This is a genomic window from Flavobacterium pectinovorum (assembly GCF_900142715.1).
Classification (GTDB): Bacteria; Bacteroidota; Bacteroidia; order Flavobacteriales; family Flavobacteriaceae; genus Flavobacterium; species Flavobacterium pectinovorum.
Genome location: NZ_FRBX01000001.1, coordinates 55717 through 70970, shown reverse-complemented (window position 1 = coordinate 70970; position 15254 = coordinate 55717). Strand labels below are relative to the sequence as shown.

Sequence of the window (15254 nt, the reverse complement as noted above, 5' to 3'; positions counted from 1 at the left end):
AAAAACCGCCATACTGACGAGGTTCTTTTTTATGCTTTGCCTATTCGCTTGTGTTCACGAGCGAGACGTTCATATCAGCAGAGCCAAAGTTTATGTTTTAAGTCTGTCTATTTGTTAACTTTCTATTAACTCAATTATAATTTTTGAATATTTTTTGACGGTAGTTTCATGTAAATTAGAATTAAGTAGAGTTTTATCAAATATTTTTATAGCATCAATTTTATATCTATCAGGAATATTATTAATATTATCATTAATTATTCGGTAAAAAGTATTTATTGATTTTTCCTTAGGTGCAATATTAGGAATTGACATAATATAATCCCATTTATGAGCATAGCTTGCAAACTGAGGCAACTCCGTTATAAAAATTGAAACATAAAAATTCACTTTCTTATTTTTAGTCTGAGTAATAAGAAATTTAAAAATATCATCTGTAATTTCTAAACCATATCTTTTATTCATATTATTTATTGACGATATTATTTCGATTAAAATTTTAGAATTATTATTATACTTATCTCCAATTTCTAACAAATCTTTGGCTAATTCATTATCCGAAAGAATATTTTTTCTTAATAAAGAAGTTTCGTCTCTACATATATTTCCAATTTTTTTTAAGAAGATTTCTAACTCTTTTTCAGTAAAATTATCCCAATTATTACGAATAGGATTAATTATTTCAATAACTTCCTTGTCTACTTTTTCTTGATACTTATTTTCCATTTTTAACCTTAATAGCAATGAATATTCACTTTACCGTTTTTAATATCACTAGTTTTAGCATAAATCATCAACGTTTAAAATATATATTAATTCATAATTTTAAATCTTATTTAAAACACCTCTACTTTACATTGCTCTGCTTTTAAAATCAATTATAGTTTTATTTTTCTCAAACTTAAAATTTAATAAAAACTAAAACTAGCTGTTAATGATCTGTATATGCTAAAATAGGACATAAAAAACCTCGCAGATTGCGAGGTTTTTTTGTTTTTATTCTCGCACTTACGTGCACAAGGTTTAATGGGAATACAAACATCATCCTAAAGTTTATTTTTTTCCGAGAAACAAACAAATTATTTTAGATTACCCCTACATGATTTATTGTTTGTTTCAGGTATTCTTCATCAATTATCAATTTTTTACAAGAATCGATAACCAAATATTCTAATTTTTTAAGTTGCGTTACAGTTGAAGTAATTTCAACTAAATTTTGACAAAATCGAATATCAATTTCTTTAATATTTACACAGCTTTCTAATCCTTTTAAAGATGTAAATTTACATTTGATAAATCTTACTTTTTTTAAGCTTTCTATTCCTGAAAGAAAAAAACAATCATCTGCTTTATTTACATATAATTCTTTAAGAGATTTTAGAGTATTCCAATTTTTTAGTTTTTTACTATAAGTTATATTTAGTTTTTCAATTGATGATAATCTATTAAAATCAATAGTAAAATCATCATCTACAGCCCATCTAAAATCTTTAAGATTTATTAAATTATAAAGCCCTTCTATATTTGATTTTTTTGAGAGGAAAACTAGGCAATGAAAGGTTTTTATAAACGATAATTCCTTTAAAAAATCAAAATTTATTTCTTTTTTACCACTATCCATACCTTGCCAAATACAAACATCTTCTATTTTGTTCTTTCTTGCATATTCTATGCCTTCTTCTAAATATTTATAAAGAATCCTAATTCCCTTAAAAGGAGAACCATCACTATAATCAACTTTAAATTTCTCTTCTTGTGTCATGATTTATTTTAATGTTAATGACATAATATTGCTGCTTTTTTTGCATCAAAATCAGCTTTTAATTGATTTGCTAGATCCGTTGCTTTCTGTTGCAAATGTGGATTTGAGTCCCAAGCTGTCTGACCACTTAGATGACTGTTCAAATAATTCTCAGGAACACTACCCTTCACAAAACCTTCATCTTTCATGATTTTATGTTCAACCATTTTTCCTAACTCATTATCTCCTCCTGTACTTATATGTGATTTTACACTTACAGGTGATTTTGCTTGAGCTGTTCTTTGTGTAATAGATTGTTCCATTCTTGGTGCTTCACCTTTTCCTACATATCTCTTGCCGTTCTCTAATTCAAAGAGATAAGCTCCTCCAGTTCCATGTAAACCAAATATATCAACCCAAGAGTTTGCATTATGCACAAATGCGTAAAGTGCTATACCTCCTAAAAGTCCAATTGGGTCTTGCGATAAATACAATCCTGACTTAGGATTATAATATCTGAATCGGTTATAGTATAAGCCTGTCTCTACATCCTCATACAAAACTACCGAACACTTTAAAGTGTCTAATACTAAACAAAACCCGCTAAATTAGCGGGTTTTGTTGTTTTATTCTCTTATAAAAGCTTGCGCTTACTAAATTATCTAAAATAAGTATTTAATATAGTTTCTTTTTTTTCAGCATTACCTCCTGCTGACAAAATATCTATCGCTACGCTATATTCTTCAGGGATTTCTCTATTGAAAACTAAATCTTTATAAGGATCTACATTTTTATCTAGTTTATAACATAAATAAAGTCTCTCATTTAATGAAGGATAAACAGCTAAATTTGTTAAATCATGTTGATCAATAATAGCATTCGCATTTAATGGTATATCCTCCAATATTACAGAATCAATAACACCGCTTGGATGGGGTCTTGTGGGATTACCATGTGTTGGTGACCACCATAAATTTTTTTTAACTAAACTACCTCCTGATTCCTCCCCTATTATCGTAAATTCTAATTCATTTTCTGTTCCAGTCCATGTTTTAACCTTCCTGAATCCACTATTTTGCTTTATCCAAGTATCTGAATCTTCTCTTTTAGTATCAGGTATTGCTTCTTTTATTATTGATATATTACTAGATTTTAGAAATTGTGCTATTACAGCAGTTACAGTTAATGTATCAAAAATACTTGTATCAACTTTCCCCCAATTCTCATCTTCTCTAAAGGCTTTATAAAACCTTATATAAGGTTCTTTTAACATTTGAGCCAATACAAATATGCCTTTTCTTGTTTCTATACTAATAATTTTACCTTCTTTCCAAGGTGTTGCTCTTTTTGACATATGACATAATCAAATTTATTTTAATTACTAAAAAACATCTAATGGATGATTTATTTCCAATACTTTTCTAATTCTTTATAATCTCCAAACCAAAACTTAAAAGCCTCTTTATTAATACCATCTTTACCAAGCCAGAAATCTACAGGGTAATTCCAATCAGAACTATGGGTTTTTCTTGGGGCAACAGCAAGATTAGTATATTCTTCTAATAAGCCTTTGTATTTTTCAGTCTCCAAAATACTACAGTACCCTAAAGTTTCTAGTAAAACTTTTCGGTCTTCTATTGTTGTCTTAAAGCCCTTAATTTTCCCTATGTTTTTCTGAACTTCTTTTTTTAAGGTATCACCTTCTTCTGCTTTAAGTATAATATCAATTATTTCAGAAAAAATTCGAATATCTTCGCCATTAATCTTTATATTTTCTTTTTCTTTTTTTTTGTTAAAATAATGCAAATAATAGAAATAACTAGTCAGTCGATGACCTATTAATCCCCCTGTATTTACAGACATATTTAGTATTTCTACATCTTCTTCTTCAAGTTCTTTAGGATAACCATAAGCTGTTGAACAAATTCCACATGGAGATTCTCTTTTTAAATCTTGATTTTCCCTTAAAACAAATTTATGATTAGGGAATGTTTGCATTATTGCAAAAACTGGTAAAGCTGATCTCAGATCATGCTTATTGGAGCTAAAACTTCTTATAAAAGATTCAATAACCTTTTCTTTAACACATTGTTTGTATTCTTCAAACAATTTATCAATCCAAGTATCGTGGATATTTTCTAACTCTTCTTGCATAATAATTATTTACAACCTTTATTTTTTTGTCAAACCCAATTCTTGAAGTGCGGTAATTCACTTAGTTTTTTATCGTAAGACTTAGTCTTTCTTTTCCTTTAGAGATAACTTTGTTTAATATCATAATCCGTTTCCATATCACATTTCCCCTTTCACTATAAGCCTTGTGCATTATGAACAATACAATCATAAATGTAATAAAAATACTATTTAAAACAAGAAAAATAGACTTTGATTTTACTAATTTAATCTATTGCAAAATATTTATAAAACAAAACAGGCAACTAAAAAAGTTGCCTGTTTTGTTTTAATCAGCTTAATATAGTTTACCTAATTTCCTCTACCAATTAGCTAAATTATTACAAAAATCTCTTTCAATGGCAATTTTTTCAAAAGCATCATTTTCTGTTCTTGATTTACTTCTAAAATAAAAATTGATGAAATTTAATTTAGATAACTTAATTATATCTTCAAAATTTACAGAAGAATCTGTAATAGCAATTTTACTTAAATTACTCAATTTAAAAATCATTTCGATATCTTTTAATTTTTTGTTTGTTAGCAGTTGTATCTTAGTAACATTACTACTTACTTCAGGAAAAACTTCAATGTTAGTATTGTTTATTATTATAGTTTGCAAGTGTGTTAAATCTGTCAGAAAAGAAAAGTCTATGATTTTTTTACAGTTAACAAGTTCAACATTAACAATATTTGGATATTTTTCAACTAATAATTTTTCATTAACCAGTTCCTTGGAAATTTTTAGATGCTTTAAATTTGGATTTACTTCAACTTTTGCCAGGTCTAATTTTTCTATTGCTAATTTTTCAAGATTAAAATTCTCCAGTAATTTATATTTCTTACCATCACTTAATCCTTCAATTTCAAATATTTTTAAATTTTTAAACTTGTTTAAAACCTCTATGTTAATGTTTTTATTATAAAATCCAAATAATGCAAAACTTTTTAAGTCACTAATATTTTGAACGTTATTTATTTGTTCTAATTCTTTTGAAGAATTAGATAATACATCAACCCCATTAACATTAGTTAAATACTCTAAAACTTCAAGGTTTCTTATTAAAGAATTTTCTGCTGTTTTATTATAATCACAAACTAAAACCAATTTTATTTCTTTATTTCTAATTTGCTCATTTAAAGCAATTAAAAATTCTTTTCTACATCCTTTCTCAATTAATATTATTCTTTTTTCTAAAATTGAATTCAATTTATTTTTTAAATCATCAATTTCAAGATAATCTATTTTCATAATTTTATTTATTATTACACATTTTTAAGTCTAATATCTATTTCTATCTCAAATTGACATCAACAAAAAAAGACCGCTCGAAAATAATTCTCAAGCAGTCTTTTATTATTACTAAGTATATAAACTATATTAATCTAACTCTGCTCTTGAAAACAAATCAAGTATCAATATTTTATCTTCACAAGCTTCTTTAAATGATATAATAAATGCTTTCAAAGCGTCTGCATCAGAAGAGTAGGCACAAAACATACTCCCTTCTGGATCAAACTTAACTATATTGATAAACTCAGGTTTTTTCTCCTCCAAGAAAACTTGTGCCAATGACGCCCAGTCATATCCGTTTCCTTCAAACCCTTCATCTTCTCTTGTCTCAAAAATTTCTGTCTTATATTCTCCTACATTTAAGCATACCGAAACACTTTTATCATGTTCTACCCAAAAAAAAGGGTAAATTACTTTTTCAAAATTATTGATATTCATATTGTTTTAATTCTTTAAAAGTTCGTCATTTTTTACTATTTCTAATTTTCAGCTCAATTGTTCTAATTTCTCAATTAATTCCTTATACATTTTTTTTGAATAATCACTTTTGGCAACAATAATGCATTGTTCAAAAAAAGTAATGGTTTCTTGTACATACATAATAGGTAATTGATCCAAAAAGAATTCAATTCTTTCTCTAAAGGATATTTCTGCATCTTTTAATGGTGTGATTTTTTTAATCGACATAATATATTCCCATTTATTATCATATTTGTCAAATTGAGGTAAATATGGTAAAAAAAATGAGACATATAAAGCAACTCCTTTTATTTGAGTCTTTTTTAAAAAATAATTAAAGATTTCTTCAGAAGACTCTAATTTGTATCTTTTAATCATATTCCCTAATGCAGACACAATATAAATATTCATTTTTGTATTTTCTGGATATTTATTTGCAATTTCAAGTAAGTTAGAAGCTAGTGTTTTGTCAGATAAAACTTCTTCATACCAGAATGATCCTTCATCTCTTGGTTTTTTCTCAAATTCCTTCACTATTTGAAAAAGTTCATCTTCATTATAGGATTTCCAATTCTCTATTTGAGCTTTTAACTCTAAAATAATATCTAATTGTTTTTTTATTTTTGTGCTTATTATTTTCTCCATATCAATGACATTTTATTTTACCTTTTGCATCTACATCAACAACTTTTGCATTCTTCATTTTTGCATCTATTTCTTCTTTACTAAAAAATTTCCTGCCTGGTTTCAGGTTGTCAGGATCATACGAATGATAAAATCCTCCATCTAGTCGTCTTTTATTAAGTTGACCTGCATTATTTTTATTATGATGTAAAGAAGACCCTTCTACATCTCTAGAACCTACCCTTCCATCTAAATCATCAAGATATTTAACTTCATTGAAATTTTTCCCATCTCGGGCATGTTCTGTTAATCTTTCTTGTACATCTCTTTCTGTAATCCCTTCATAGACCATCTTACCATTGTTAAATAATTGATAAAAAATATCTAACCCGAAAAGATCAAATTGAGAGTTCGAATCAAAGACATAAGCGTAGGGATTTGGATTATTACCTTTTAAGTCTTTTCTATCTTTACTCAAATACATTCCATTATCAGGATTATAATATCTGAAACGATTATAGTATAATGATGTTTCAATGTCCTCATACTGCCCCAGCTGCCTAAAAGGTATAAAACTTCTATCGCCTTTTAGATTTCTTAAATCACCATAAATATCATGATCAGTTTCCCAAACTAGCTCTCCCGATTCACTATATGCTTGGATTGGTCTGCCAATATAATCATTAATGATAGAAAATTTGTTGTTGCCAACAATCTTAGCACTTGGCACAAAACTTCCACCTTCATACACCCAAGTAACTAAATTTTCAATTGGCTCAGGTTTATCGTAAACCAAATCATCATCACTAACGATAAGTTTTGGTCTCTCTTTTAAATCATATTTCCACTCATGAATAAGAACATTTCCATCCCAAACATAACGATTTATTTCTTTGTTTGCAATTTTTGCCGTACGTCTTCCAAGTGCATCGTATTCAAAACTTACTACTTTTCCATCCGGGTTGGTTACGCTTTCGAGCATTCCGTTTGCGAGCCAGGTATATGCGGTATCTCCGTCCTGCCACTGCTCATGTTCTTCTTGTAAACTTGCTTCTTCGGCTTTATTACCTAGAAGTTTATCAAAGAAGTTTGTTGCTTTTTCAAAAACAAGCGGTTGGGTAATATCACGGGGGCTTTTGTGTATTAAATTCCCCAGCTTATCGTATTTGTAATAATATTTTTCGTCTTTCAGCAGCTTCCCGCCTTTGCCGTATTTACGGTCACTGCGGTCAGCAGTTTTGTATAAATTACCCACTGCATCAGGGGTTTTGTACAGCTCTTCTTTTCCATCATAACTGGCTTTGGCAAGGTTTCCAAAATCGTCATAATCAAAATAGGTCAAACTTTGGGTCATTTGGTTTACCGCGCTTCTTAATTGCTGGTTGGTGTCCCAGTTATAAAAACGCGCTCCGGTGCGTTTGCCATTGGCAAATACTTCCTGTTCTTTTTGCTTGCCGCTGTTGTTATAGCTGGTTTTTATGTGAAGCCCGCCTGTGGCAAAACGCTCTATTTCACGCCCTGATTCGTCACGTTTCAGGGTAGTTTCCCAAGCCTGGTGCTGTTCCTTAAGTTCGTTACTTTGCGCTTCTATACGCTCAAGTTCTCCTTTTTGGTTGTAATGCGTGTTTATATCTGCGCCAAGACTGGTGCTTAAATTGGTACGCTGTCCTAAAACATTGTAAGTTGATGTCAGGGTTATACCATTTTCATTGGCATCGAGCTGTTGTTTCTGGGTTTCTTTTATGATGCGACCAACGGCATCTCGCTCAAAGTAGATGCTTACATTTTGGTTAACGGCTTCTATCAGTTGTCCGTTTTTATTGTAGGTATAGGTTTCCCAGGTACCGTCATGGTAATCGGCCCTGGTAATACGCCCTAGGGCATCCTGCTCGTATTCGGTATATTTTCCGTCTCCGTGGTCTATTCGCGTGACTTCTCCGGCAAGGTTGCGGCTGTATTTTTTTTCGATACCGTCAAAAGCAGTTTCTTTTACAATGTATCCGGCTTTGTTTCTTGTAAAATAATAGGCTTCGTGGTCTTCGTTTTTAATCCCAACAAGCTGTTCCATCTTATCGTAGTCAAAACGAACTTTTACGCCGTTTTGCTCTCTTGTAGAAAGGCTTCCTAATGGTGTGTAGGTAAACTTAATGCTGTTTTTATTGTCTTTTAAGGCTACTACATCATCATAACTATCGTAGCTAAACTGTATTACGTTACTGTCTTTCTCTACAATTTGCCTTACTCTGTCCAGAGCGTCATAGCTAAAATAATCTGCCATTTGCATTGGAGTGTAGATCGCCCGTACGCGACCACGATGGTCATACTCCCATGTTTTTAGTTTCTTTTCGTTTTCACGCCATTCAATAAGGTTGTACTGCTCGTCGTAAACCAGTTCGAGTTCGTTATTATTCTTGGCAACGGTTGCTAAAAGTCCGTCAGCATTATAAGTAAAATGGGTACTGGTTTTGTCCGGTGCAATTATGGTTTTTAGCTGGTTCGGGTTTTGGGCATGGTACAAATAAATGGTCTTTTGTCCTTCGGGATCAATGGCAATCGATGGGCGGTTCTCGTCATCATAAATCATCATTTCTTCTGTGCCGTCCGGGTAAACAGTACCTGTTTTATTGCCTTTTTCGTCGTAAATGAACCCGGTGATTCGGCCTTCCTGATCGATTTCTCGATAGAGTTCCATAAACTCGGTATAGTCATAAAAAATGCTGTTGCCCATAGGGTCTTTTACCTGGGTTACCAGTTGGCTGGGCTCATAATAGTAGGTGGTTACCGCTCCGTTGGCATCCGTTACAAGGTTATAGCCTTCTTCGGGATGGTATTCGAGCCAGCCTTCCTGCCATCCGCCATCGCCCCAAGTGTGTACACAGCGGTTTTGCGAATCATATTCCCAATAAAAAGTCTGTCCGTTACGATCTGTTTTTTCCACCATAAGATGGTTTTGGAATTTAATAACAGTTGGTTTACCCAAAGCATCTATAATGGCAGACATGTTTTGATGCTCATCATATTCATAAGCGATCAAAAGTTCGTCTCCTTCCGGTCCCTCCAATTCTAATTTCTGGATAAGTCCGTTTATTGTGCTTACTTTTATTTCCCTGCCGGCGGTATCGATAATTTTATTTAAACGGTATGCCGAAAATTCAAAAATAATGCACAGCCCATCGTTATTGGTTATTTGCGTAAGCTGGTATTTTTTACCGTCAAAAAGGGTGAAATCATAAAAAAGTTTGCTTTTATGCTCGTATGCCTGATATCCGTCTGCGGTTCTTTTAAGGGTTGTTTTTTCCTGACGCAGGTAAAATTCTTCTTCGGGCAATAGTGACGGGAATGCCACTATTCTTCCATCATCCATGCGAAGCCCCAAGGCATCATCTTCCGGATATAACTCTACTGCCCTGTCATATACACAATGCACGCCGTGACCAAGCCATCCGATATACTCAGAATCTGAGTACCAGCGACGTTCCCAATTAAGGACTATCGGGCCTGTGATGTCAAAATCGCTGCCTTCGTAGATTACAGCTCCGTTGATAAGGTTTACCGGCTCAAAACCTGCTTTACACAAAAGCTTACTTAGCCAGTTGGGACCAACGGATCCTTTTAGAAGTTTATTGAATGCTTTTTTTCCATATTTCATCAGGGTACTGAATCCTATACTGGCCAGTAATCCGGTTAGCATACCTCCCCAGTCGGGCGGATAAGGACCTCCTACCATTACTGGTTTTCCCGTTGGTATTGGCAAAGAAAATGAGGTTGGCGCAAAAAGCGTTGGCGCAAAAGGAAGCATTTTTTTGCCTATTTTGGTTTTTCCCAACGACAGCGATAACGGAATCCCGATATCATTACAAGTCATCAACATATGTCCTTTTGGACTCATTCTGGTACTGTCTGAAAAAACGGTTTGGGAAGCAAAAAAGTTCATGCTTTCATGACCGATAATAGGCGTCATAAGCCATGGCGGGGTAAAAAGTGGAATGTGCACCAGCGGAATAATGATTCCTCCTGTGTCTGAGTTCCCTCTCTTAAAACCGTTGACATGTACACTGGTACCTAAAAAAGGAATATAATCGGCTGGATCAATAACAATACCTATGTAAGGATGAAACGGATTAAAAGGCGGCAGGGTAGTAAAATGGATATCTATCCCTACGACCATAGTCAAATGATTATCGGTCAATAACATAATTAATAGGTGTTGTTTAATTGATATTCCTCTTGTATTTGTTTTGCAATTTGTTTTGGATTGTCTTTCCAGTTTTTTCCAAAAATTGACTTCATTCTGTCCGAAATAGCTTCTTTTTCTGAATAATCAATTTTTGGGTCATTTTCTAAATAACTGTTGGCTATAAAGGTAAAATTGATGATTTTGAGTACTTCATCTGTCAAGGCATATCCGTATTCGAAGGCATCGTTTAAAATTTCACTATATTGTTGGTCTCGTTTTTTTGCAGCCAATAACAGTGCATAATTATAGCCATTTATTACCTGCATTTCCTGCTGGACTTCTTTGGCTATAACTGTTTGTTTTAAAAAATAATCTATAGCAGTATCGCGTTTCCCCATGATACTGTAATGTGAGCCTTTGTACATGAGCAGCTGCATCAAAATACCTGCAATATCTTGTTTGTCCTTATAAAGAGGTGTTGTTATTTTTATCCCTTTATCCAATAATTGATGAATAAGTTCCTGCTCATCTTTAAACTGAAATAAAAAACTGGCGTAAACAAGATAAGAGGAAGCCCAAAAACTGGTTTCTCCTGTACTCTTGCTAATGTCTATAAGCTCGTTGCCTAGTTTTTTTACTTTTTCCTGCTTTTTATCTTTTGCCGCTTCGCCTATTTCAAATAAACATTTTCTATAGCGCACCTGCGGATCGTTTGGGTTTCCTTGTGTGGCTATTTCTTTGTACGCTTTATTTATTTCCTGATTTGGAATTTCGATCATGATCCCTTTTTCTTTTACTGAGGCAATCACTTCCTTATATTGTTGCCTTTCCTTATAATCAAGAAACAGGAATCCTATATTTTCAGGCAATAAAACTATCAGTTCTTTTATGCTTTCATTTAGTAAATCAAGGCTGCTTACTTTTTTTATTAAAAAACTAACAATTAAAAGATTGCCTGTTCTCGCTTCAAACTTTTTGAAACTTACCAGCATGTTGATGTAAAAATCTTTTAAGCCAGCAACACTTAATTTATCAATCTCCTGAAGAGCAGCTTTAAAAGAAGCAAAATCTTCCCAATTCCATCCAATGTTTTTTTTCAGGTCTTCATCAAAAGCCAGAATCCATTGTTCTATAATAGTGGTGTAAAAGTCTTTTTTATCATAAAAATCAATTGAAAAAGCTACAAACGAATCCTCTGATCTGCCGTAAGCGGAAGATTCTAACCGAATGAAACTATCTACCAATGGATAATCTTCGGTATAACAAACCATACTAAACACTTGCGCTTTTGGTTTGGCTGCTCTGGTCTTATTCCATATTTTTTGAATGTTTTCGACCCTTACAGCAATAGGATTGTGAGCGTTATTCATTTCTAATTTTTAATTTAAATTTACGATTCCGCCTTTAACGTTAGTCATAGTTTTACCATCTATATCAACGACCATTCCTTCTGCCAGAATTGTATTTTTTCCTTTAATATTAATACTTGGTGCTTCATCCGTAATTTGGGTATCACTTTTAACGGTCACTTCATCTGTCCCGGAAACGAGTACTTTTTTACTGTCAACATTTACTTCATTTACTCCGCTAATGCTTACTTTTTCATCAGCAATAAGGTTTATTTCTTTTGATTGTATATCAACCTTATTTGGGGCATAAATAGTCATTGTTCCGTCTCCGTTAAGCATTATCATATTACCACTTGGATCTGTTGCCGTAAAGGTGTTTTTTTCTTCATCGAGAACAAGCGAAGTTCCGCCTCTTGTGGCAAAGCTTCTTTTGTTATTGTCTTTTCCACCGCCGCCGCCGCTTTTTCCGTGAAAAACACTTCCTAAAATAAAAGGTCGGTTAGGATCACCATAACGAAAATGTACCATTACATGATCGCCTACATCCGGAATAAATACCATTCCTCGGTTGGTTCCTACTTTATCACTACTACCCGCATCCGGCGTCATGACACGCAGCCAGGCGGTTTTCATTTGAGTACCTTGCTGCCAAAGCATCTGAACTCTCACTCTTCCTTTATTTTGAGGATCTGTATTGCTTTCTACTACAGCCTGCTGTGTTTGAGCAATTGGATACGCAACATCGGGTTCCGGCAAGCTTAGTACTTTTGAAGGTATGGCTCTGAAATTATTTTCATACTCTCCCAAATGTGTTGCATAATGACTAATTTCGGTAATTATAAAAGAGCCTACTTCTTGTGTCAACATACTTGAGTTTTCTAAAACACTTGATTGTATGGTAACAATACTTCCTACTTTTAGTTTTGAGTTTTTTGTAGTTGCTGAAACATAATTAGTATTGGCTGCTGCGCTTTCCTGTTTCTTTTTTAAGAAAGATTCTAAAACCAAATCATCACCGGTACTCACTATACCATGCGTAAACGCAGGTGTTGCAAACACTTCTTTTGAGCTTGCAAATGCTTCATTACCTAATTTTGGCAATCCGCTTACTGTGTCTTTTGATTTTGCAGTGTAGCGTTTATCAGCACCTTCATTGTATGTAAAAGCACTAAATTTATTAGGTACTGCCTGCACAGATATTTTTAGTTTAGAAATCTCACTATTGTACGTTAACGATATAGGACTATCAAAGCTTTTTGGTTTACCGAATATTAATTTTTCACCATCATAATACAACCATTCATTGTATTGTTTTGCTAATCTCTGGATGAACTGAAAATCTGTTTCGAGATATTGATTCTGATAATCCATCTTACTGGTATATTCAGGATTGATATCATTTTGCAGTTGCTCTCCAGCACCATTTTTTATTACCTCTTTTATGATGTCTTTTAAAGATAGTTCTTCCCAGGAATGTAATTTTTCACCAGACTCTAACAATATGGTTTTAGAATAGCCTGAAACCACAATATGATTTCCCGAATGTCCGTCTTCCTGATCGAAATCTATATTGGTAACCACTCCCAGAAAATTATTATTTTCTTCGAGCACAATGTGTACTACCTTACCTAACCATGCCTGTGCATTTTCGAGCGTATATGCCAAAGGGCTTTCTACAGCAGCATGTGGAACAAGGATTTCAAATCGATGATGGTCGTTTATTACTTGTACCAACTCAATGCTGGTAAAGTGGCTTATTTTTTTAGAATCTATTCCAAAAATTATTGTTGGTGGTGTCATAGTTTATTTTTTTGTATTAGTAGCAAATCTTAAGGAATATTATTGTTATTTGTATTTAAAAACTTAAAAAAAGCTTCATTGCTTTCAAGCATTTCAGCGGTTAAATCCAGGTCTTTAGTTCCTTGATGTGTTATTGTTTTTTTTCCTAGTTTGTAATAATGAACGGTTGTTTTTCCTTCATAATTCAAGCTATTTGTACTTATAATTATCTTGCTTTTTTCATTAAAATAAAAAGAATTGATAGCTGTTGTCAGGATATCATCGGATGTCTCTTTAAATTGATAGTTAATTTGTTTTTTATTTATTAGATCAATTACTATCAGATTTATTCTATTATTAACCTCACTTAATGGTAATAAAAGCATTTCATTATCTGTGATATAACAATCTCTGGATTTATCATTTACAATCAGGCCATTTAAAGGAAATACTTTATCGAATCGATTTAGATATCCTATTTTTATAATATCTTTTTTGTTTTGACTAATATGAATACTATCATTATAATACTTAATCGTATATAAAGCTCCTACCTTGTCTTTAACTTCAAGGCTGTCAATTTCTAATTTATTTTGCTCATTTTTGACTATCTGTTTTGAAATATCTTTTTCTTTGGTCTTTGCATTACATCCAAAAAAAACAAAAACAATTAAAATTATTTTGAGTTTAAAAAAATTAGTTAATTTCATTTGAAATAGAATTGAATTTTTCGTTTTGTCTAATAAGTAATCTCTTTTCATCCTCTAGTTTAATTTTTCCCGGATCTGTGAATAAAATGGAGTTGTTTGTTAAGAGGGCATTTATTTCCTTTAATCTTTCTTTATTTTCCTCAACTTGATAGTCTAAACTCTTTTTAAAACGTTTTTTAAAATCGCTTATCTGATTTAATAAATGCTCTCCATAATGATTTTTACCTGCACTATCCTTATCGGCATTATAGGTATATTTACCAGCATGTCTTTCTTTTTCTGTTGGATAATATTTTCCTGTATTGAAAGCTTTATCAATATCATCTGCTGTTATATTATCCTGAGTTATTATTGTTGAAAAATAACTCCAGTTTTTATTTATTTTATTAAAATAATCTGTCAAAGCCGCCTGATAACCTCCCAAGCTTGAATAATCTTTCACACTACCGTGGGTGGTACTTCTTTTAGAAGGTTTTCCCATTACTCCAAATAAATTATAATCGCCGTTTTTTATTGCAGATACTCCATATCCGCTTTCTAAACTTGCCTGCGCTAAAACTAATAATGCACCCTTACCAGATGCTCCTTTTGCTTTTGCAAAATCATAAATATCAATGGCTATTGTTGTCAAAAACTCGTGATGAAGAAGTTTCTCCTTTTTAAATGTTGAACTTAAATTTTTAGATTTAACATCTTCTGCAACACGATAGCCTTGTACGCTTCTTCGCTGCATCATCGCCGACAACTTATCTGTATTTTCCCATTGACCCGTTTGCCTGTTATATTGAGGACCTTTAACACCTAATGAGCTGGCATTTTTATGTTTTCCTGAGGATGAAGATTTGGCCATGGTAAAATTTATTAATTTGAAATATTTCAATACACATTAAATCATATATCTTATTTCGGTTTATTCAGAATATTATTTTGGTCGTTTACTAGGTTTAGG

The 15254-nt window shown here is 32.4% G+C and carries 13 protein-coding genes; all 13 read right to left on the bottom strand.

Annotation, left to right across the window (positions count from 1 at the left end):
- Window positions 1–114: 114 nt before the first annotated feature.
- The 13 genes from BUE22_RS00255 to BUE22_RS00195 all read right to left on the bottom strand — a co-directional run bounded on the left by BUE22_RS00255 (window position 115) and on the right by BUE22_RS00195 (window position 15155).
- Complete coding sequence (locus BUE22_RS00255; protein WP_073392792.1) at window positions 115–726, bottom strand: hypothetical protein; 612 nt, start codon at window positions 724–726, stop codon at window positions 115–117.
- A gap of 358 nt (window positions 727–1084) precedes the next feature.
- Window positions 1085–1762: a leucine-rich repeat domain-containing protein gene (locus BUE22_RS00250; RefSeq protein ID WP_073392791.1), complete on the bottom strand. Its 678-nt coding sequence runs from the start codon at window positions 1760–1762 to the stop codon at window positions 1085–1087.
- Between the two features lie 14 nt (window positions 1763–1776).
- Window positions 1777–2301, bottom strand: a complete 525-nt coding sequence (locus tag BUE22_RS00245) for an RHS repeat-associated core domain-containing protein (protein ID WP_073392788.1) — start codon at window positions 2299–2301, stop codon at window positions 1777–1779.
- Between the two features lie 98 nt (window positions 2302–2399).
- Window positions 2400–3095 carry a hypothetical protein gene (locus tag BUE22_RS00240; RefSeq protein WP_073392786.1) on the bottom strand — a complete coding sequence of 232 codons (696 nt, stop codon included), beginning with the start codon at window positions 3093–3095 and terminating at the stop codon, window positions 2400–2402.
- Window positions 3096–3145: 50 nt separating this feature from the next.
- Window positions 3146–3895: a hypothetical protein gene (locus BUE22_RS00235; protein WP_073392783.1), complete on the bottom strand. Its 750-nt coding sequence runs from the start codon at window positions 3893–3895 to the stop codon at window positions 3146–3148.
- A 340-nt stretch (window positions 3896–4235) separates the two neighbouring features.
- On the bottom strand, window positions 4236–5165 hold the full coding sequence (locus BUE22_RS00230) for a hypothetical protein (protein ID WP_073392780.1): 930 nt from the start codon (window positions 5163–5165) through the stop codon (window positions 4236–4238).
- 129 nt (window positions 5166–5294) lie between these two features.
- Complete coding sequence (locus BUE22_RS00225) at window positions 5295–5645, bottom strand: immunity 51 family protein (protein ID WP_073392778.1); 351 nt, start codon at window positions 5643–5645, stop codon at window positions 5295–5297.
- Between the two features lie 48 nt (window positions 5646–5693).
- Window positions 5694–6311 (bottom strand): hypothetical protein, encoded by a 618-nt coding sequence (locus BUE22_RS00220; protein ID WP_084540181.1) that lies wholly within the window; start codon window positions 6309–6311, stop codon window positions 5694–5696.
- Window position 6312: 1 nt separating this feature from the next.
- The gene (locus BUE22_RS00215; protein ID WP_084540180.1) at window positions 6313–10485 is read right to left on the bottom strand and encodes a DUF6531 domain-containing protein; all 4173 of its coding nucleotides are present in this window, start codon (window positions 10483–10485) and stop codon (window positions 6313–6315) included.
- Window positions 10486–10487: 2 nt separating this feature from the next.
- Window positions 10488–11837: a hypothetical protein gene (locus BUE22_RS00210; protein WP_073392776.1), complete on the bottom strand. Its 1350-nt coding sequence runs from the start codon at window positions 11835–11837 to the stop codon at window positions 10488–10490.
- 9 nt (window positions 11838–11846) lie between these two features.
- Window positions 11847–13616 (bottom strand): type VI secretion system Vgr family protein, encoded by a 1770-nt coding sequence (locus tag BUE22_RS00205; RefSeq protein ID WP_073392772.1) that lies wholly within the window; start codon window positions 13614–13616, stop codon window positions 11847–11849.
- A 29-nt stretch (window positions 13617–13645) separates the two neighbouring features.
- Window positions 13646–14305, bottom strand: coding sequence for a hypothetical protein (locus tag BUE22_RS00200; protein WP_124020520.1), 660 nt, complete (start codon window positions 14303–14305; stop codon window positions 13646–13648).
- Window positions 14292–15155 (bottom strand): glucosaminidase domain-containing protein, encoded by an 864-nt coding sequence (locus BUE22_RS00195; RefSeq protein WP_073392767.1) that lies wholly within the window; start codon window positions 15153–15155, stop codon window positions 14292–14294. The genes BUE22_RS00200 and BUE22_RS00195 overlap by 14 nt, the downstream gene beginning before the upstream one ends.
- Window positions 15156–15254: the final 99 nt, after the last annotated feature.